Source organism: Shewanella halotolerans (assembly GCF_019457535.1).
GTDB lineage: Bacteria > Pseudomonadota > Gammaproteobacteria > Enterobacterales > Shewanellaceae > Shewanella > Shewanella halotolerans.
Map to the genome: position 1 here is coordinate 4,523,452 of NZ_CP080417.1, position 19,322 is coordinate 4,542,773.

The following is a 19,322-nucleotide window of genomic DNA, read 5'->3' on the forward strand; positions in this document are numbered from 1 at the left end:
AAAAAGGCCTTATCTTTCGATAAGGCCTTTCTCTTAATGTTGGCGGAGCGGACGGGACTCGAACCCGCGACCCCCGGCGTGACAGGCCGGTATTCTAACCAACTGAACTACCGCTCCTTTAGTAACACGCTTACGCGGGATACTAAATTAGGCGCCTGGAAATGACCTACTCTCACATGGGGAGACCCCACACTACCATCGGCGCGATTGCGTTTCACTTCTGAGTTCGGGATGGGATCAGGTGGGACCACAATGCTATGGTTTCCAGACAAATTTGGAAATTCGGAAAGCTGTACTCTTTATTCAAGAGCTAATTCGAGTTCGCACTTCAATCAAGTACTTTGTATTCTTTTGATTTAGTAACCATTACTTACTCTGCAGTAAAACCCTTTTGGGTTGTATGGTTAAGCCTCACGAGTCATTAGTACAGGTTAGCTCAACGCCTCACAACGCTTACACACCCTGCCTATCAACGTCCTAGTCTCGGACGGCTCTTTAGAGACCTTAAAGGTCTAGGGATGACTCATCTTAGGGCTCGCTTCCCGCTTAGATGCTTTCAGCGGTTATCGATTCCGAACGTAGCTACCGGGCAATGCCATTGGCATGACAACCCGAACACCAGCGGTTCGTCCACTCCGGTCCTCTCGTACTAGGAGCAGCTCCCTTCAATCATCCAACGCCCACGGCAGATAGGGACCGAACTGTCTCACGACGTTCTGAACCCAGCTCGCGTACCACTTTAAATGGCGAACAGCCATACCCTTGGGACCGACTTCAGCCCCAGGATGTGATGAGCCGACATCGAGGTGCCAAACACCGCCGTCGATATGAACTCTTGGGCGGTATCAGCCTGTTATCCCCGGAGTACCTTTTATCCGTTGAGCGATGGCCCTTCCATTCAGAACCACCGGATCACTATGACCTGCTTTCGCACCTGCTCGACGTGTATGTCTCGCAGTTAAGCTGGCTTATGCCATTGCACTAACCGTACGATGTCCGACCGTACTTAGCCAACCTTCGTGCTCCTCCGTTACTCTTTGGGAGGAGACCGCCCCAGTCAAACTACCCACCAGGCACTGTCCTCAACCCCGATTCAGGGGCCAGAGTTAGAACATCAACACTACAAGGGTGGTATTTCAAGGATGACTCCACGAGAACTGGCGTTCCCGCTTCAAAGTCTCCCACCTATCCTACACATGTAGGGTCAATGTTCAGTGCCAAGCTATAGTAAAGGTTCACGGGGTCTTTCCGTCTAGCCGCGGGTATACGGCATCTTCACCGCAATTTCAACTTCACTGAGTCTCGGCTGGAGACAGCGTGGCCATCATTACGCCATTCGTGCAGGTCGGAACTTACCCGACAAGGAATTTCGCTACCTTAGGACCGTTATAGTTACGGCCGCCGTTTACCGGGGCTTCGATCATGAGCTTCTCCGAAGATAACCCAATCAATTAACCTTCCGGCACCGGGCAGGCGTCACACCGTATACTTCCTCTTGCGAGTTTGCACAGTGCTGTGTTTTTGATAAACAGTTGCAGCCACCTGGTATCTGCGACTCCCGTCAGCTTAGAGAGCAAGTCTCATCACCAACAGGAGCGTACCTTCTCCCGAAGTTACGGTACCATTTTGCCTAGTTCCTTCAGCCGAGTTCTCTCAAGCGCCTTGGTATTCTCTACCCGACCACCTGTGTCGGTTTGGGGTACGATTCCTACTAACCTGAAGCTTAGAAGATTTTCCTGGAAGCATGGCATCAACTACTTCATCACCGTAGTGACTCGTCATCAACTCTCAGTATTAGGTACCCGGATTTGCCTAAGTACCCTACCTACAGCCTTAAACGCGGACAACCAACGCCGCGCTAGCCTAGCCTTCTCCGTCTCTCCATCGCAGTTAGCAGAAGTACGGGAATATTAACCCGTTTCCCATCGACTACGCCTTTCGGCCTCGCCTTAGGGGTCGACTCACCCTGCCCCGATTAACGTTGGACAGGAACCCTTGGTCTTTCGGCGAGGAGGTTTTTCACCCCCTTTATCGTTACTCATGTCAGCATTCGCACTTCTGATACCTCCAGCGTGGGTTACCCCTTCACCTTCAACGGCTTACAGAACGCTCCTCTACCGCACTAGCGCAAGCGCTAGTACCCATAGCTTCGGTGTATTGCTTAGCCCCGTTATATCTTCCGCGCAGGCCGACTCGACTAGTGAGCTATTACGCTTTCTTTAAATGATGGCTGCTTCTAAGCCAACATCCTAGCTGTCTAAGCCTTCCCACATCGTTTCCCACTTAGCAATAACTTTGGGACCTTAGCTGATGGTCTGGGTTGTTTCCCTTTTCACGACGGACGTTAGCACCCGCCGTGTGTCTCCCGAGTAGTACTCATTGGTATTCGGAGTTTGCAAAGGGTTGGTAAGTCGGGATGACCCCCTAGCCTTAACAGTGCTCTACCCCCAATGGTATTCGCTCGAGGCGCTACCTAAATAGCTTTCGAGGAGAACCAGATATCTCCCGGTTTGATTGGCCTTTCACCCCCAGCCACAAGTCATCACCGCATTTTTCAACATACGTGTGTTCGGTCCTCCAGTTGATGTTACTCAACCTTCAACCTGCCCATGGCTAGATCACCGGGTTTCGGGTCTACACCTTGCAACTAAACGCGCAGTTAACACTCGGTTTCCCTACGGCTCCGCTATTCGCTTAACCTCGCTACAAAATGTAAGTCGCTGACCCATTATACAAAAGGTACGCAGTCACGGTCTCAAGAACCGCTCCCACTGCTTGTACGTATACGGTTTCAGGTTCTATTTCACTCCCCTCACAGGGGTTCTTTTCGCCTTTCCCTCACGGTACTGGTTCACTATCGGTCAGTCAGGAGTATTTAGCCTTGGAGGATGGTCCCCCCATATTCGAACAAGATATCACGTGTCCCGTCCTACTCGTTTTCACCTAAAGTTAGTTTTCATGTACGGGGCTATCACCCTGTATCGCTGTGCTTTCCAACACATTCCACTAACACCCTCTAGGCTTAAGGGCTAATCCCCGTTCGCTCGCCGCTACTAGGGGAATCTCGGTTGATTTCTTTTCCTAAGGGTACTTAGATGTTTCAGTTCCCCTCGTTCGCCTCATTAAGCTATGTATTCACTTAATGATGACACCTTATGGTGCCGGGTTTCCCCATTCGGACATCGTTAGCTCAAATGCTTGTTACTAGCTCGCCAACGCTTTTCGCAAGTTACTACGTCCTTCATCGCCTCTGACTGCCAAGGCATCCACCGTATACGCTTAGTCACTTAACCATACAACCCAAATGAGTTTCATCTGAGTCGCATCGCAACTAACGGTTTCTACTTTCGCCAAAAGAATACTCAAGTCACTTGATTAAAGTGTGTTTTGAGAACTCAATTATTTTTCGCAATAACCTTTCGGTTATTACTATCAGCTTTCCAAATTTTTAAAGAACAAGCATCGCCGCACGGACGTGCCACTCGTTCTAACAAGAACAAGTTATCTGTGTGAACACTCAACAAATATCAGTCAATCGTATAGGTAAGGAGGTGATCCAGCCCCAGGTTCCCCTAGGGCTACCTTGTTACGACTTCACCCCAGTCATGAACCACACCGTGGTAAACGCCCTCCCGAAGGTTAAGCTATCTACTTCTGGTGCAGCCCACTCCCATGGTGTGACGGGCGGTGTGTACAAGGCCCGGGAACGTATTCACCGTGGCATTCTGATCCACGATTACTAGCGATTCCGACTTCATGGAGTCGAGTTGCAGACTCCAATCCGGACTACGACCGGCTTTGTGAGATTAGCTCCACCTCGCGGCTTCGCAACCCTCTGTACCGACCATTGTAGCACGTGTGTAGCCCTACTCGTAAGGGCCATGATGACTTGACGTCGTCCCCACCTTCCTCCGGTTTATCACCGGCAGTCTCCCTAAAGTTCCCGGCATTACCCGCTGGCAAGTAAGGATAAGGGTTGCGCTCGTTGCGGGACTTAACCCAACATTTCACAACACGAGCTGACGACAGCCATGCAGCACCTGTCTCAGAGTTCCCGAAGGCACCAATCCATCTCTGGAAAGTTCTCTGGATGTCAAGAGTAGGTAAGGTTCTTCGCGTTGCATCGAATTAAACCACATGCTCCACCGCTTGTGCGGGCCCCCGTCAATTCATTTGAGTTTTAACCTTGCGGCCGTACTCCCCAGGCGGTCTACTTAATGCGTTAGCTTGAGAACCCAGTGTTCAAGACACCAAATTCCGAGTAGACATCGTTTACGGCGTGGACTACCAGGGTATCTAATCCTGTTTGCTCCCCACGCTTTCGTACCTGAGCGTCAGTCTTTGTCCAGGGGGCCGCCTTCGCCACCGGTATTCCTTCAGATCTCTACGCATTTCACCGCTACACCTGAAATTCTACCCCCCTCTACAAGACTCTAGTTGACCAGTTCGAAATGCAGTTCCCAGGTTAAGCCCGGGGCTTTCACATCTCGCTTAATCAACCGCCTGCGTACGCTTTACGCCCAGTAATTCCGATTAACGCTTGCACCCCTCGTATTACCGCGGCTGCTGGCACGAAGTTAGCCGGTGCTTCTTCTGCGAGTAACGTCACAGCTAACGGGTATTAACCGTTAACCTTTCCTCCTCGCTGAAAGTGCTTTACAACCCGAAGGCCTTCTTCACACACGCGGCATGGCTGCATCAGGCTTGCGCCCATTGTGCAATATTCCCCACTGCTGCCTCCCGTAGGAGTCTGGGCCGTGTCTCAGTCCCAGTGTGGCTGATCATCCTCTCAGAACAGCTAGGGATCGTCGCCTAGGTGAGCCATTACCTCACCTACTAGCTAATCCCACCTAGGTACATCCAATCGCAGAAGGTCCGAAGAGCCCCTCTTTTCCCCCGTAGGGCGTATGCGGTATTAGCAGTCGTTTCCAACTGTTATCCCCCTCGACTGGGCAGTTCCCTAGGCATTACTCACCCGTCCGCCGCTCGTCATCTTCAAAAGCAAGCTTTTGAAATGTTACCGCTCGACTTGCATGTGTTAGGCCTGCCGCCAGCGTTCAATCTGAGCCATGATCAAACTCTTCAATTAAAAGTTTTTTTGACTCTCACTCAATAAAGAGTAAAGAATCGACTCAATGAATTCTGATTCATCACTTAGACTCGGAAGAATCTAAGGATGTTTGTACATATTACTATGAACACTCATCGTTGCATTGAGATTTAAATCGTTTTCGATTAACTCAATACCTGTGAGTGTCCACACAGATTTCTTGTTTTATCTTGTTAAAGAGCATTGCATCATTATTTTCGATGCCGCCGCTGGCGCCTGGCCGTTGGCTTAGGGATGCGTATTCTACACTTCCCGATGTTGGCGTCAAGTGATTTTTAAGAAGTTTTTCAACTTTTCACTCGAACCATCTGAAGGCTGTTACCGTCGCTAAGCAGCGCCGTTTGCCGTGTCAGTGGGAGCGCATTATAGGGAGCAGAAACTTTTACGCAAGGGCTTTTTTAAAGAAAAGTGCTACTTTTGCATTGTTTGCATGCTTTTTAGCCTGACTAGCTACTTTTTCCCCATTATACTGGGTGACCCTCACTCATTTGGCCGTTTTAAGGACCTAGCCATGACAAAATCTATCCGTGCCTATAAGGGCGTTAGCCCACAATTTGATGCCAGTGTGTATATTGATGAAGCCTGTGTGCTCGTCGGCGATATTGCATTAGACACAGATGCCAGCGTCTGGCCCATGGTGGCGGCCCGAGGCGATGTGAATCATATCCGCATAGGTAAACGTTCAAACGTGCAGGATGGCACAGTACTACATGTGACCCGTAAGTCGGCCAGCCGCCCCGAGGGACATCCACTGCTTATCGGCGACGATGTCACCATAGGCCATAAGGCGATGTTGCATGGCTGCCAAATAGGTAATCGTATCCTTATCGGCATGGGCGCTATCATACTGGACGGCGCGGTAATAGAAGATGACGTGATATTAGGTGCAGGCTCTTTGGTGCCCCCCGGTAAGACACTGGAGAGTGGCCACCTCTATGTAGGCAGCCCAGCCAAGAAAGTGAGAGCGCTGACAGAGGCAGAGATAAAGTTCCTACCCGAGTCGGCCGACAACTATGTCCGCCTGAAGAATGAATACATTGAAGAAGCGTTACAGGATTTACCGACCTAGGCTTTTATCGGCTAACTGGGCCTAGCTAGGCCTTAACTAGCTAAACCTTAAAAGGCCTAGATTTAGAAGGCGTCGATATCTCGGCGCCTTTATGACGACTAGAAGTAGTCAGTGGCGAAAGATAGCAGCGCAAATTAATCGACGCGTTCCACCTGGATATGACCCTGGACGTCGAACGCCTCCTGCTCGATCATCTTTTCCGCCTGCTCCTCGATATCGAAACGAAACTGCTCAAACAGCGACAGTGCCTGTTCGCTGTTGTTAATCTTCTCTGCCGCAAGATGCTCAAGCACCTTCTGCCCTATGTAGCAATCGATCACCATCCCTTGCTGCTGCGCCGTAAAATGAATAGCCCTTAGCTGGGCGTCCCAGGTCAGTTGCTCGGTAAATATGATGCTTTGATTCATGGCCCATTACTCCTGTTGCCAATCGATATGAGTGCTTATCACACCTGCGCCGCGAGCTCACTACGCAGCGTCGCTAATACGGGCTCGACAGCGGGCTCGACACCGCGCCATATGGCGAAGCTCTTGGCAGCCTGGCCCACCAGCATGCCGAGGCCATCGATCACCTCGTCCGCCCCCAAGTCTAAGGCCCAGCGATTAAAGGCGGTGAGATCCCGACCATACATCATATCGTAGCAGACGCTATGGGCGGCGATAATCGCCTTGGGCAGATTCGGCAGCTCGCCACTCAAACTGGCTGAGGTTGAGTTGATCACTATATCGAAGCTATGTGTCAGTTCATCCAAGGTACTGGCCTTCACCTGGCCATAGGCCTTAAATGCATCGGCCAGTTGCTCCGCCTTGCTATGGGTACGGTTATGTATTGTCAAAGAGTCGATACCGGCATTCAGCAGCGGCAATATGACGCCGCGCGCCGCGCCACCTGCGCCGATAAGCAAGACATTTTTACCGCTTAAGGATCCTATGTGACGCTCGAGATCCGCCACCAGCCCCAAGCCATCGGTATTGTCGCCCTTGATGCGGCCATCCGCCAGGCGAGTGAGGGTGTTCACGGCGCCGGCGAGCTTGGCCTCATCACCCAGGCAATCACACAAGGCGTAGGCCTGCTCTTTGAACGGCAGGGTCACGTTGGCCCCCTTGCCACCATGTTCGAAGAAAGCTTGCAGAGATTCGGCGAAACCATCGAGGGGCGCCAAGATGGCTTCATATTGCAGCGACTCGCCCGTCGACTTGGCGAACGCCTGATGAATAGCCGGGGATTTGCTATGCCCTATGGGATGACCAAATACGGCGTATCTGTCTTGCACCTGCTGCGTCATGGGGAAATTGTCTCTGTTTGATTCGATTACGCTCAGTCTACTGAGCTTTTTCGGTGAAGCAAAGGGCGCAAGCATGCAATCTCTTCAGGGGAAACTTGGATTGATTGCGACCGGAGAATCGGCTAGTGTGCCGCTTGATACCAAGACCCAGTAAAACAGAGCCCGCGAGAGAGTCAGATGAAGTGGTTAAAAAAGATGATGGCTAGGCCTTCGGCCGAGCGCGATCCTCAGCAATCGAACGCCTATGACAAAATTGGTGGAGAGAAGGTGATCCGCGCGCTTGCCAAGCAGTTTTACCATCAGATGCAGACCAGCCCAGATACCCAGGCCTTGCTGGCCATGCATAGATCCCCCATTGCCGAGTCGGAACAGAAGCTGTTTGAATTTCTCAGCGGCTGGCTGGGCGGCCCCCAGCTGTTTCATCAACGTCATGGGCATCCAGCCCTGCGCGCAAGACACATGCCCTTTAGCATAGACGAGACGATGCGTGATCAATGGCTACTCTGCATGCAACGGGCATTGGCGATAGAGATTAAAGAGCCGCAACACAGGGAAGCAATCTACCAGGCGATCTCGACGCTCGCCGACCATATGCGCAACCAATAAAGTATTGCCATTGTCCTGATTAAAAAAGGGCTCATTCGAGCCCTTTGTGATATTCCTTATGCCTCTAACCACTCTCGCGGCTTGAGGAAATCGCTGTAAAGCTTGGCCTCTGGGGTGCCCGCCTCTGGAGTATAGGCATACTGCCAGCGCACCAGCGGCGGCATAGACATCAGGATAGACTCGGTACGACCACCTGTCTGCAGGCCAAATAGTGTGCCTCTGTCATACACAAGGTTAAATTCCACGTAGCGACCGCGGCGATAGAGCTGGAAATCACGCTCACGCTCACCGTATGCCGTCTCTTTACGCTTCTCGACGATAGGGGCGTAGGCCTTCAAAAAGCCTTCGCCCACCGCCTGCATGAAGGCGAAGCTGTTTTCGAACCCTGGCTCGTTAAGATCGTCGAAGAAGAGGCCGCCGACACCACGGGTCTCGTTACGATGTGGCAGGAAGAAATACTCGTCGCACCATTTCTTATATTTAGGGTAAACGTCTTCACCGAAGGGCTCACACAATGCCTTGGCGCTCTGATGCCAGGCCACCACATCTTCTTCGAACGGATAGTAAGGGGTCAGATCGAAGCCGCCGCCAAACCACCAAACGGGATCCGCCCCCTCTTTCTCGGCGATGAAGAAGCGCACGTTGGCGTGGGTCGTCGGCACATAGGGGTTGTTTGGATGGATCACCAGGGAGACGCCCATGGCTTCGAAGCTGCGTCCGGCCAGCTCGGGTCTGTGGGCGGTAGCCGATGCAGGCATGGCCGCACCTGTCACGTGGGAAAAGTTTACTCCGGCCTGCTCAAACACCTTGCCCTTAGTCAATACGCGGCTGGTGCCGCCACCGCCCTCTTCCCGCTCCCAGGAGTCGGCGACAAACTTGGCCTCGCCATCGAGTTGTTCCAGGCCTTCACAGATCCTTTGTTGCAGGTCGAGTAAGAATGCTTTGACTTGAGTGGCATCAGGCTTCATAAAAATTCCTTGCTATGGTTATCGTAAAATCTTTCCGCTGATCACATCTATGATGGTCGATGGTTTAGGCTCGGCGCCCAGGCTACCGGCCACCAGGCCATCTATCTTGCCATCAAACTGGCGTATAACGTCCTCTGGAGTCAAGGCGGGCTCTTCCCCGGTCAGATTGGCACTGGTCGAGACGATGGGCTTACCCAGCGCCTGACATAGCGCCTGCACGCCAGGATGATTAGAGACGCGCACGGCAAGGGAGTCAAACTGACCACTCAAGAGGCTAGAGAGCCCGGGTCGTTTCGGCATGATGAAGGTAAAGGGGCCAGGCCACTTGTCGAAGGCCGACTGCAGCTGTGCCTCGGTGAGGACAGAACTATCGATATAGGGCATTAACTGATTGAAATCGCTGGCGACCAAGATCAAACCTTTCTGCCATGGACGCTGCTTTAAATCCAGCAGCTTCTGAATCGCCTCATCGTTGTCGGGGTCACAACCCAGCCCATAAACGGCCTCGGTCGGATAGGCTATGACGCCTCCTTGCAGTACCGTTTCAACCAGGGCAGCGGGATCTTGCTGTAACATGTCGCCTTACCTTTCTGTGTTCAACGGGTCGACTTGACCCTATGGGTCGAGATTATACAGACAAAGCTAATACGAACAATGGCGGCAAAGGATAAACAGGCCCTATAGCGGACGCTTATACTTACAACTCTTTTGAGGACATTCCAGGCGCATGCCGGCTGCGCCCTTGCGCTCGACTAAGATACCGAAGCCGCAATCGGGGCAGGTTTCCTGCACGGGCGGGTAATTCACCAAGAACTTACACTTAGGATAGGCACTACAGGCGTAGAAGCTTTTACCGAAACGGCTGGTTCTATGCTCCATCACCCCTTTATGACAGCTGGGACAAGTGACGGCCTCGGCGGGGTCTTCCTGATCATGCTTCTCGATATGCTTACAATCAGGATAGCGGGTACAGCCGATGAAAATACCGAAACGACCCGACTTTACCGCCAGCTCGGCGCCGCATTCTGGGCACTCTGAGCCTTCAATTACCTGAGTCTCGATCGACTCATGATGCACCAGAGGCCGGGTGTAGTCACAGCTGGGGTAGTTGTTGCAGCCGATGAATCCACCATGTTTACTGTTTTTCACCGACAGCTCACAACCACACTTAGGGCAGAGTTCATACTCTTTCTCCAGTGCATGCTCATGTGAACTAAACAGTTGATCATCTATCTTAGACATGGTTTTCTCGACAGCCGGTGACTCTAGCTATTTTACCAAGCTCTACAGCGCCTTGGGAATCGAATGTGCACTTAATTATAGCTAGTCTTCTTTGCTGGATTGAAATATATTGTATGCAAAATAACAAGGAGACCCTATGTTGCGCCAATCACTCTGCGCCCTCTTGCTCGTCGGCCCCAGCCTCTTGGTGGGCTGCAGCGTCACTGCACCAGGACAGATAGCCCAAGAAAAGATAACCCCTAGACAGATAGACTCGGCCTTTATCAATGAGCTAAGCACCTTACCGTCACAGCAGCTCTTCAGCCATGACAACCCCCTGCTCGATACCGCCGGCTTGGCTAAGGCACTACAAGCCATCATGCAGAGCCAGGATGAGGCAAGCCTAGACGCCCTGCTCTATTACCTAAGGGCCTTTAGCTATTTCGGCCCCATGGATAAGCTGACCGATACCGAATACACCGCTCTGACAGATGCCTTAAGCCGACTTGGCAATAGTCAGTTGATCACTCAGGCGCCCAGATTACAGGAGCACTTCGCGGTAACCCTGTATCGTTACTATGGCAGTGATGACAAAGTAAATAACCAGCGCGCCGAGCAGCTTGCTAGCTTGCTCCCCCTACTTAATCGGCAACTACAACATGTTGCAAAACAAGCGCCTAGTCAGGCAGCAGATTATGCTCTTTGGGAGACACTGAGAGCCTATGGCATGCTGCTGAATGTCGCGCGCAAACAGCCCGATGGCGCGCTCAATAAGCAGTTGATCGCCGCCGAACTGGATAAGCCTCTGCTCGACTTTGCGGCCTCTAAACTAAGCCTGCATGATCAGCAAGACTGGCCAAGAGCCAATGCCTATTGGGCACTGGGGCTCTACCGCCTAGCACTCCCCAGCGGCGAAGAGGGCAAACTTACCCCAGCAGAACAGGCACTGGACGATGCCATGGTAAGACTCGCCGAGCTGGATGTCGCCCAGCGTGGCGAGGCCGCCAAGACCACCTATACCTTGGGCTATCATGTGAACGCCTTCGCCGGCCTGGAGGCCTGCAAAACCCGCAGCAGTGTCTGTCAGATCCCCGAGCTGACACAAGTCTTACCCATACGCCATCAATGTTCAGATAGCCTGTATATCCTGGCGCAAGATCTCACCCCAGATGAGCTGAATACCAGCTGCACTAAGCTCACCTCACAGGAGGCCAACTTTCATCGACTACTCGAGACTCAGCACCAGCCGACCGCCAACGATAACAATGACGCGCTGCAGGTAGTGGCCTTCAAGAATTGGAGCCAATACAACGCCTACGGCCAACTGCTGTTCGACATAGGCACGGATAACGGCGGCATGTATATCGAAGGCACGCCGTCGAATCCCGATAATCAGGCCAGCTTCTTCGCCTATCGACAGTTTTGGATCGCGCCCGAGTTTGCCATCTGGAACCTGAATCACGAATATGTGCATTATCTCGACGGCCGCTTCGTGAAATATGGCGGCTTCGGCCATTTTCCGCGCAAGCTGGTGTGGTGGTCGGAAGGGCTTGCCGAGTACGTCTCCAAGGGCAATGACAATCCATCGACCCTAAAGGTCATCAAGGCTAAACTCGATGAGGCGCCAGATCTCAAGACCATCTTCGCCACCGAATATAAGGATGGCCTGGATAGAACCTATAAGTGGAGTTACATGGCCATCCGCTTCTTGGCAGAGCACCACCCAGAGGAGTTGGTGCGTCTCAGCCATTACCTGAAGACAGATTATTTTGAGGGATATGAGAAGCTGCTCGATGAACTCTCAGCGCAACAAGAAGCATTCTCGGCATGGTTAACCAAACAGGTTGCCCAATTTGAGGAGTATGACACGGATAAGGCGCCCAAGATAAACAAGCTTAATCGTTACGCCTATCGCGATTATCTGATGCCGAGCCATCTCAAGTTAGATGGGGCCCATCAACATTTTTAATCAAGCATTAAAAAAGGAGGCTCAGGCCTCCTTTCTTTTAAATCCGAATCGAGTCAATTATGAATGTAGCCGCCCATCGGGTTGCTCGAAGATCAGATCCTCCATCTGCTCATAGGCGGACTCGTTGCCCGGCACATTAAACAACACCATGAGGATCACCCACTTAAGGTCTTCCAGAATCAGCGCAGGCTCGTCCAGCTCCATCACGCGATCGATTACCATTTCGCGCAGCTCGACATTGAGCACCTTGATCTGTTCTAAGAAGAGCAGGAAACCACGACACTCGACATCTAACTTCTCCATCTCGGCCTGAGTATAGATACGGAAGGAGTGTTGATCATGATTACATAGGTAGGGTTGATCACTTTCTTGCAGCGATGCCAGGTGTTCCAACCAGGACAAGGCCTTGATAATCGCTGACTGATGAAAACCAGCGCGTGTCAGTTCTTGGGTCAACTCGTCTTCATCGACCAGTAACTCGACCTCACTGTGCACATAGTTTTCGAATAGATACATGAGGATATCGAACATGGCTAGCTCCTCTTAAGTCTTATATAACCACCGGGTACAGCTGAAACCCAACCTTGTAGTTCAAGTTCAAGCAACTGCTCTAATACTAGCTCTATCGTTTTTCCACTATGCTCGACCACCACATCTAATGGTGTGGCCTCATAGCCTACACTAGCTAACAGTGAGGCAAATGGCAAATCAGAAGCTAACTCCTCCCCTATATGGTGACGACGATGCAACTCTTCAAGGTGAAATTTTGATAAAGCTGCAACCTCTTCGATAATATCGGCGGCGCACTCCACCAATTTAGCACCATCTCGTAACAAATCATGACAACCCTGATGATCCCCCGCCAGGATATTGCCCGGCACGGCAAACACCTCGCGGCCCTGCTCCAACGCGAGGCGCGCGGTGATCAACGAGCCACTCTTTCGTGCCGCCTCGACCACGAGTACGCCCAGCGAGAGCCCGCTGATGATGCGGTTGCGCTTGGGAAAGTTACCCGCATAGGGTTTCATCTGAGGCCAGAACTCACTGAGTACACAGCCCCTCTGCTGGATCTTCTCGTAGATGGGTTTGTGGCGTTTGGGATAGACGACCTCTATGCCTGTGCCCAACACGGCCAGGGTTATACCATCACCATCTAATACCCCCTGGTGGGCCGCGCCATCGATGCCGGCCGCCATGCCACTGGTCACCGCAATTTTGGCCGCGGCGAGTTCCTGGGCCAGTTGATAGCTAGCGGCTAATCCCGACTGAGACGCGGCGCGGCTACCCACCATGGCGATACAGGGATGCACCAAGGCGTTAGGATCACCTTTGGCAAAGAGAATCGGCGGCGGGTCGTTGATCTGCTGTAGCAGGCTGGGGTAGAGGGTATCTTGGGGGCAGAGAATATGATGGTGAGGCGCGGCGTCTTGCCAAGCTAGCGCCTGTTCGACCAAAGAAAAATCGGGGGACAGCTTAGCCGTCAATAGGCGCTCAGGCAGGGGTAAGGCATCGGGTTCATGCTCCAGCCTTTGCCTGAGCTCTGCTACATCCATGTAGTTTAATAATTGTTTTACCCGGGCCGGTCCTAACCCGGGTACTGCAGAAACAACTAGCCAGTCGACCAGCTTGTCGTCGATGGCACTATTCGCTCGCTAACAGGGTATCCGGTTGCAGCAACTTGTCATGGACACGCACGGGCTTCTCGTTGATCAGAATAAGCCCCATGCTGACACGGTCGAACACCTTAAATACCATCAGCTTACCGCGATAGATATCCGGCATCTTTACTGCATTATCTGACGAGATACTGGCCAGCAGTTCCTCATAGGTGCTGCGATCCTTAGGTTGTACCGGCTTGCCGTCGCCATCGATCACCACCTCGACACCGTCGCGGAAGATGGAGAACACATGGCCAGGCTCGACGCCGTCTTGGCTACCGCGGTCGATATAGACCACATCTAGCTTACCCATGGCGCGCACATCTTTCTCAGAGGCGAGCACTGTGCCAGGCGTTGTCGCCGCCTTAGGCATGAAATACGCTGACATCAGCGAATCATCTTCGATAGGCAGCACACGATAACCCGCCTTGGTCTCGCGCATATTGCTCAGCAAACGCACCTTAGACACAGGGCCCGACTCTATGACGCGGCCGCTGGCGGTCAGAATCACCTCCAGCCCCAGATCATCGCCAGATTCGGCATCTTCAAACTGACGTCCCTTGGCATAGACACCAAACTTGTCACCAAGAGTCAGCTCCCCTTGAACATAGATAACATCATCGGTCACATGGTGCTTAGACTCACTTTCGCCCCCCATGACCATAGGCTGCTCATCGAACCACTCGCCATCGACAACTCGGTTTTGCACCAGATAAGGCTGGATCAGGCTGAGATCCACGGCGGGGATCGCACCACCTTTCGGTAAAACACGTCCTTCGGGGCTCTTACGAATATGAGGCTTGACCACCAATCTGGGTTCACCGTCGATAAAGACCAGGGTCAGTCTGTCTCCAGGATAGATAAGGTGAGGGTTGGCGATCTGTGGGTTGGCGCCCCAGAGCTTGGGCCAGCGCCAGGGGTCCTTGAGAAATTGGGCTGAGATGTCCCAAAGGGTATCCCCTTTCTTCACCACATACGAATCGGGATGGCCAGACTTCAATGTCAAGGTATCCGCGACAACAAACGAACTACTAAAAATCATTAAACCGAGTAAAATTAGTCGTTTCATGGGGGTATCCATGCTGTTTGCCCTTTATATAGAGCTTTTACTGTTATTGAATGCCACTAAGGATTAAAATTAACCCATTAGCCTAAGTCAGTATAACCAACTGTCTCGAATTTGACAGACTTGTTAAGAGTTTATGTATGAGTTTACTAAAAGTTTTACGCTTTCCCGATGAGCGCTTACGCACGATTGCGAAGCCCATTACAGAATTTAACGCTGAGCTTCAGACACAAATCGATAATATGTTCGAAACCATGTATGAAGAGAAGGGAATTGGTCTGGCGGCAACCCAGGTTGATTATCATCATCAATTGATCGTTATGGACCTGCAAGATGACGTAGAACGCCCTAAGGTTTTCATTAATTTAGAGATAATCGAGAAAAGTGGCGATTTTTGCAACGAAGAGGGCTGCCTCTCGGTGCCCGGTATCTATGCCAAGGTCGATCGCGCAGAGTTTGTCACCATCAAGGCGCAGGACAGAGAGGGCAACGAGTTCACTTTAGAGGCTGATGGGCTGTTCGCCATCTGTCTGCAACATGAGCTTGATCACCTCAATGGCAAACTGTTTGTCGATTACCTCTCGCCCCTCAAGCGTCAGCGTATCAAACAGAAACTCGAAAAAGCCGCGCGCCTCGAAGCCAAACAAGGATAAGCCCCATTTGAAACCACTCAAGATACTCTTTGCGGGTACGCCAGATTTTGCCGCCCGCCATCTACAAGCCTTAATCGATTCAGAACACCAGGTTATCGGGGTCTACTCCCAACCAGACAGACCCGCGGGTCGTGGCAAGAAGCTACAGGCCAGCCCGGTCAAGGCCTTGGCACTCGAACATGATATCCCAGTCTACCAACCTGCGAGCCTGAGAAACGAAGATGCCCAGGCAGAGCTCGCCGCTCTCGGCGCCGACATCATGGTGGTGGTCGCCTACGGCCTTATCTTGCCTCAGGTGGTACTGGATACCCCAAGACTGGGCTGCATCAATGTGCATGGTTCCATCCTACCCCGCTGGCGCGGCGCAGCGCCGATTCAGCGCGCCCTGTGGGCCGGCGACGCGGCAACCGGCGTCACCATAATGCAAATGGATATAGGTCTGGATACTGGTGACATGCTGCTCAAGACCCATCTGCCTATCGAAGACATCGACACCTCCGCCAGCCTGTATGAGAAGTTGGCCGAGCAGGGGCCGACCGCCCTGATCCAGGCACTAAAAGGCCTCGCCGAAGGCAGCCTAACGCCTGAGCCACAGGATGAAGCCCTGGCCAGCTACGCCGAGAAGCTCAGCAAAGAGGAGGCGCAGCTCGACTGGCGCAAACCGGCGCAGCAGCTGTGGCGTGAAGTTCGCGCCTTCAATCCATGGCCCGCCAGCCACTTCCCCCATCAGGATGCGGCAATCAAGGTATGGCAGGCCAGCGTGTCAGACGAGACAAGCCAGCAGGCCCCTGGCACCATCATCCACGCCGACAAGCAGGGCATAGCGGTCACTACAGGTGAAGGCGTGCTGGTACTTGAAACCATTCAGCTGCCGGGCAAAAAAGCCATGGCGGTGGCCGACGTGCTTAACGCCCGCGGCGACTGGTTTACCCCGGGCACCCAACTACAGGGCACAGACAACGTAAACAATAGCTCCGACGAGGCGCAGGCATGAAGAATCTGCGTGCCCTCGCGGCCAGAGTCGTCTTCCAGGTATTAGAGAAAGGGGTTTCACTGTCCGTGGCCCTGCCCGAACAGCAGCAAAGACTCACCAGCGGTAAAGACAAGGCCCTGCTAGCCGAGCTCTGCTATGGCGTGATGCGTCACCTGCCCCAGCTCGATAAGCTGGTGAGCGACTGCATGAGCAAGCCGCCCAAGGGCAAGCAGCGCATCGTACATCAGCTGCTGCTCGTGGGATGTTATCAGCTCTATTTTACCCGTATCCCCGGCCATGCGGCGATCTCGGAAACCGCCGAGGCCTGTCGCCAGCTCAAGTTTGAGGGACTGGTCAAGGTAGTTAACGGCGTGCTGCGCAACCTGCAGCGCAACCAGAAGCCGCTGCCCGAAGACAACGAGACTCTGGCCTTTAATACCCCCGCCTGGTTGATCAAGCGCCTCAAGGCCGCCTATCCAGACAGCTGGCAAGAGGTGATTACCCAGAGCCATCAACGCCCGCCCATGTGGCTGCGTAACAATCAATTGTCCCAGACCCGAGAGCAATACCTGGCGCTACTCGACGAGCAGGAGATAACGGCGACACCCGGTGCGAGCGATGACGCCATACTGCTGGAGAGCCCGAAAGATGTCGGCCTGCTCCCAGGTTTTGCCGATGGCGCCGCCTCGGTGCAAGATGGCGCCGCGCAATGGGCCGCCAGCCTGTTGGCGCCCGAAGCAAATGAACTGATTCTCGACGCCTGCGCCGCCCCCGGCGGCAAGAGCTGTCATCTGCTGGAGAGTGAACCCAGCATAGATCTGGTGGCGGTCGACTTCGACGCCAAACGCCTGGAGCGGGTGCAGCAGAACCTCGACAGATTAAGCCTCAAGGCCAAGCTGGTACATGGTGACGCCGCCAAGATAGACACCTGGTGGCAGGGCGATAAGTTCGATCGCATCCTGCTGGACGCTCCCTGCTCGGCCACCGGCGTGATCCGCCGCCACCCGGACATCAAATGGCTACGAAAGCAGGCCGATATCGAAGAGCTAGCCACATTGCAGTCACAAATTTTGGATCATTGCTGGCAGTGGCTTAAACCCGGTGGCACACTCCTGTATGCTACATGCTCAATTTTACCGCAAGAGAACGCCGAGCAGATCGCGGCTTTCTTAGCGAGAACCCAAGACGCAACCCTGATTCCAATCGCACAACAACAAAACAGCGATGACATTGGCTGGCAAATCACGCCGGGCCAAGACAATATGGATGGGTTTTACTACGCTCGCTTGGTTAAGGGATAACGTTAGGCTATGAAAATTATCATATTAGGTGCGGGTCAGGTCGGCGGCACATTAGCCGAAAACCTGGTTGGTGAAAACAACGACATCACCATAGTCGACAATGACCGCGACCGGCTGCGCTCGCTGCAAGACAAGTATGACTTGCGGGTAGTGCTGGGCCATGGTGCCCACCCAGGTGTCCTCAAGGACGCGGGGGCCGAAGATGCCGATATGTTAATTGCCGTGACCAATAGCGACGAATGCAACATGGCGGCCTGCCAGATCGCCTTCTCCCTCTATGGCACCCCCACCAAGATCGCCCGTATCCGTTCAGAGCAGTATCTGGCACTGCGGGACAAGCTGTTTATCGACAGCGAGACCAAGCAGAGCGAGAACCGACCTCGCGGTGGCTTCATCATAGATGAGTTGATCGCCCCCGAGCAGCTGGTTACTTCCTACATACGTCGCTTGGTGGAATACCCAGGTGCCCTGCAGGTGCTGGAGTTTGCCGAGGGACGCCTAAGTCTGGTGGCCGTGCGTGCCTATTATGGCGGTCCGCTAGTGGGTAACGCCCTGGCCGCCCTGCGCGAGCACATGCCTAACATCGACACCCGTGTGGCGGCCATCTTCAGACAGGGCCGTCCCATCATGCCACGGGGCACCACCATCATTGAAGCGGACGACGAGGTATTCTTCGTCGCCGACAGCCGCCACGTGCGCGCCGTGATGAGTGAGATGCAGAAGCTGGACAATACCTACCGCAATATCATGATCGCCGGCGGCGGTAACATAGGCCTGGGACTGGCCAAGCAGTTGCAACGTAATCATGCGGTCAAGCTGATCGAACACAGACCGGATCGCGCCGAGGCGCTGTCTGAAAAGCTGGAAAATACCACGGTATTCTGCGGCGATGCCTCAGATCAGGAGCTGCTGCTCGAGGAGCATATCGACCAGACCGACGTATTTATCGCGGTCACCAACGACGACGAGGCCAACATCATGGCCGCCCTGCTGGCCAAGCGCATGGGCGCCAAGAAGGTGATGGTGCTGATCCAGCGTGAAGCCTATGTGGATATCGTCCAGGAGGCCAATATCGATATCGCCATCTCGCCGCAACAGGCGACCATCTCGGCGCTATTGACCCATATTCGTCAGGGGGATATCTGTAACGTCTACTCGCTAAGACGCGGCGCCGCCGAGGCGATCGAAGCCATCGCCCACGGCGATCCCAGCACCTCCAAGGTGGTGGGCAAGCAGATTAGCGAGATCAAGCTGCCACCGGGCACCACCATAGGCGCCATCGTCCGCGATGACGAGGTACTGATGGCCCACGATAAGACGGTCATCGAGCAGGGCGACCACGTGATCTTGTTCCTGGTGAACAAGAAATTTATCGGTGAAGTTGAAAAGCTGTTCCAGCCTAGTGCATTCTTCTTCTAAGCTACTCACGAAGCCAAGACTTAA

Annotated in this window: 15 protein-coding genes, 1 tRNA gene and 3 rRNA genes; 7 read left to right on the forward strand and 12 right to left on the reverse strand. The window is 53.2% G+C overall.

Annotation, left to right across the window (positions count from 1 at the left end):
* Positions 1–40 precede the first annotated feature (40 nt).
* The 4 genes from K0H81_RS19565 to K0H81_RS19580 form a co-directional block, all read right to left on the reverse strand.
* Positions 41–117 (reverse strand) — tRNA-Asp (locus K0H81_RS19565).
* A gap of 36 nt (positions 118–153) precedes the next feature.
* Positions 154–269: ribosomal RNA gene (gene rrf, locus K0H81_RS19570) — 5S ribosomal RNA — on the reverse strand.
* 131 nt (positions 270–400) lie between these two features.
* Positions 401–3,293, reverse strand: a 23S ribosomal RNA gene (locus K0H81_RS19575).
* Positions 3,294–3,544: 251 nt separating this feature from the next.
* Positions 3,545–5,089 (reverse strand): 16S ribosomal RNA (locus K0H81_RS19580).
* Together the 16S, 23S and 5S rRNA genes with 1 tRNA gene alongside form the textbook arrangement of a ribosomal RNA operon.
* A 532-nt stretch (positions 5,090–5,621) precedes the next feature.
* On the opposite strand from K0H81_RS19580, the gene K0H81_RS19585 reads away from it, so the two are divergent.
* Positions 5,622–6,179, forward strand: coding sequence for a gamma carbonic anhydrase family protein (locus K0H81_RS19585; protein WP_220059425.1), 558 nt, complete (start codon positions 5,622–5,624; stop codon positions 6,177–6,179).
* 134 nt (positions 6,180–6,313) lie between these two features.
* On the opposite strand, the gene K0H81_RS19590 is transcribed toward K0H81_RS19585, so the two are convergent.
* Together K0H81_RS19590 and aroE are read right to left on the reverse strand one after the other, a co-directional pair.
* Positions 6,314–6,586, reverse strand: a complete 273-nt coding sequence (locus tag K0H81_RS19590) for a DUF1488 family protein (RefSeq protein WP_220059426.1) — start codon at positions 6,584–6,586, stop codon at positions 6,314–6,316.
* Positions 6,587–6,624: 38 nt separating this feature from the next.
* Positions 6,625–7,464, reverse strand: coding sequence for a shikimate dehydrogenase (aroE, locus tag K0H81_RS19595; protein WP_258406341.1), 840 nt, complete (start codon positions 7,462–7,464; stop codon positions 6,625–6,627).
* Between the two features lie 177 nt (positions 7,465–7,641).
* On the opposite strand from aroE, the gene K0H81_RS19600 reads away from it, so the two are divergent.
* Positions 7,642–8,070: a group II truncated hemoglobin gene (locus K0H81_RS19600; protein ID WP_220059427.1), complete on the forward strand. Its 429-nt coding sequence runs from the start codon at positions 7,642–7,644 to the stop codon at positions 8,068–8,070.
* A 56-nt stretch (positions 8,071–8,126) separates the two neighbouring features.
* Here the strand turns inward: K0H81_RS19600 and hemF are convergent, their stop codons facing one another.
* The 3 genes from hemF to K0H81_RS19615 form a co-directional block, all read right to left on the reverse strand.
* Positions 8,127–9,038, reverse strand: a complete 912-nt coding sequence (gene hemF / locus K0H81_RS19605) for an oxygen-dependent coproporphyrinogen oxidase (RefSeq protein ID WP_220059428.1) — start codon at positions 9,036–9,038, stop codon at positions 8,127–8,129.
* An 18-nt stretch (positions 9,039–9,056) separates the two neighbouring features.
* Positions 9,057–9,614, reverse strand: a complete 558-nt coding sequence (tsaC, locus tag K0H81_RS19610; protein ID WP_220059429.1) for an L-threonylcarbamoyladenylate synthase type 1 TsaC — start codon at positions 9,612–9,614, stop codon at positions 9,057–9,059.
* A 102-nt stretch (positions 9,615–9,716) separates the two neighbouring features.
* The gene (locus K0H81_RS19615; protein WP_220059430.1) at positions 9,717–10,280 is read right to left on the reverse strand and encodes a DNA topoisomerase family protein; all 564 of its coding nucleotides are present in this window, start codon (positions 10,278–10,280) and stop codon (positions 9,717–9,719) included.
* A 136-nt stretch (positions 10,281–10,416) separates the two neighbouring features.
* Between K0H81_RS19615 and K0H81_RS19620 the strand changes: the two genes are divergently transcribed.
* Positions 10,417–12,228 carry a collagenase gene (locus tag K0H81_RS19620; RefSeq protein WP_220059431.1) on the forward strand — a complete coding sequence of 604 codons (1,812 nt, stop codon included), beginning with the start codon at positions 10,417–10,419 and terminating at the stop codon, positions 12,226–12,228.
* A 57-nt stretch (positions 12,229–12,285) separates the two neighbouring features.
* Here the strand turns inward: K0H81_RS19620 and K0H81_RS19625 are convergent, their stop codons facing one another.
* From K0H81_RS19625 to K0H81_RS19635, 3 genes are all read right to left on the reverse strand, one after another.
* Positions 12,286–12,759 (reverse strand): DUF494 family protein, encoded by a 474-nt coding sequence (locus K0H81_RS19625; RefSeq protein ID WP_011867527.1) that lies wholly within the window; start codon positions 12,757–12,759, stop codon positions 12,286–12,288.
* A 2-nt stretch (positions 12,760–12,761) separates the two neighbouring features.
* Positions 12,762–13,781: a DNA-processing protein DprA gene (dprA, locus tag K0H81_RS19630; protein WP_220059432.1), complete on the reverse strand. Its 1,020-nt coding sequence runs from the start codon at positions 13,779–13,781 to the stop codon at positions 12,762–12,764.
* An 88-nt stretch (positions 13,782–13,869) separates the two neighbouring features.
* A complete protein-coding gene (locus tag K0H81_RS19635) occupies positions 13,870–14,967 on the reverse strand; it encodes a LysM peptidoglycan-binding domain-containing protein (RefSeq protein WP_220059433.1) in 1,098 nt (365 codons plus the stop codon).
* A gap of 125 nt (positions 14,968–15,092) precedes the next feature.
* On the opposite strand from K0H81_RS19635, the gene def reads away from it, so the two are divergent.
* Genes def through trkA form a run of 4 tightly spaced genes read left to right on the forward strand, consistent with a single transcriptional unit; the run spans position 15,093 to position 19,298 of the window.
* Positions 15,093–15,605, forward strand: a complete 513-nt coding sequence (gene def, locus K0H81_RS19640; RefSeq protein ID WP_144204151.1) for a peptide deformylase — start codon at positions 15,093–15,095, stop codon at positions 15,603–15,605.
* A gap of 7 nt (positions 15,606–15,612) precedes the next feature.
* On the forward strand, positions 15,613–16,599 hold the full coding sequence (gene fmt, locus K0H81_RS19645; RefSeq protein WP_220059434.1) for a methionyl-tRNA formyltransferase: 987 nt from the start codon (positions 15,613–15,615) through the stop codon (positions 16,597–16,599).
* A complete protein-coding gene (gene rsmB / locus K0H81_RS19650; protein WP_220059435.1) occupies positions 16,596–17,879 on the forward strand; it encodes a 16S rRNA (cytosine(967)-C(5))-methyltransferase RsmB in 1,284 nt (427 codons plus the stop codon). Before fmt ends, rsmB begins: the two co-directional genes overlap by 4 nt.
* Before the next feature lie 9 nt (positions 17,880–17,888).
* Positions 17,889–19,298, forward strand: coding sequence for a Trk system potassium transporter TrkA (gene trkA, locus K0H81_RS19655; protein ID WP_144204148.1), 1,410 nt, complete (start codon positions 17,889–17,891; stop codon positions 19,296–19,298).
* Positions 19,299–19,322 lie beyond the last annotated feature (24 nt).

Bases quoted from the DNA above. Each gene is read 5' to 3' on its own strand.
- K0H81_RS19585 (WP_220059425.1), top strand. From the start codon at position 5,622: ATGACAAAATCTATCCGTGCCTATAAGGGCGTTAGCCCACAATTTGAT.
- K0H81_RS19590 (WP_220059426.1), bottom strand. From the start codon at position 6,586: ATGAATCAAAGCATCATATTTACCGAGCAACTGACCTGGGACGCCCAG.
- aroE (WP_258406341.1), bottom strand. From the start codon at position 7,464: ATGACGCAGCAGGTGCAAGACAGATACGCCGTATTTGGTCATCCCATA.
- K0H81_RS19600 (WP_220059427.1), top strand. From the start codon at position 7,642: ATGAAGTGGTTAAAAAAGATGATGGCTAGGCCTTCGGCCGAGCGCGAT.
- hemF (WP_220059428.1), bottom strand. From the start codon at position 9,038: ATGAAGCCTGATGCCACTCAAGTCAAAGCATTCTTACTCGACCTGCAA.
- tsaC (WP_220059429.1), bottom strand. From the start codon at position 9,614: ATGTTACAGCAAGATCCCGCTGCCCTGGTTGAAACGGTACTGCAAGGA.
- K0H81_RS19615 (WP_220059430.1), bottom strand. From the start codon at position 10,280: ATGTCTAAGATAGATGATCAACTGTTTAGTTCACATGAGCATGCACTG.
- K0H81_RS19620 (WP_220059431.1), top strand. From the start codon at position 10,417: ATGTTGCGCCAATCACTCTGCGCCCTCTTGCTCGTCGGCCCCAGCCTC.
- K0H81_RS19625 (WP_011867527.1), bottom strand. From the start codon at position 12,759: ATGTTCGATATCCTCATGTATCTATTCGAAAACTATGTGCACAGTGAG.
- dprA (WP_220059432.1), bottom strand. From the start codon at position 13,781: ATGGATGTAGCAGAGCTCAGGCAAAGGCTGGAGCATGAACCCGATGCC.
- K0H81_RS19635 (WP_220059433.1), bottom strand. From the start codon at position 14,967: ATGGATACCCCCATGAAACGACTAATTTTACTCGGTTTAATGATTTTT.
- def (WP_144204151.1), top strand. From the start codon at position 15,093: ATGAGTTTACTAAAAGTTTTACGCTTTCCCGATGAGCGCTTACGCACG.
- rsmB (WP_220059435.1), top strand. From the start codon at position 16,596: ATGAAGAATCTGCGTGCCCTCGCGGCCAGAGTCGTCTTCCAGGTATTA.
- trkA (WP_144204148.1), top strand. From the start codon at position 17,889: ATGAAAATTATCATATTAGGTGCGGGTCAGGTCGGCGGCACATTAGCC.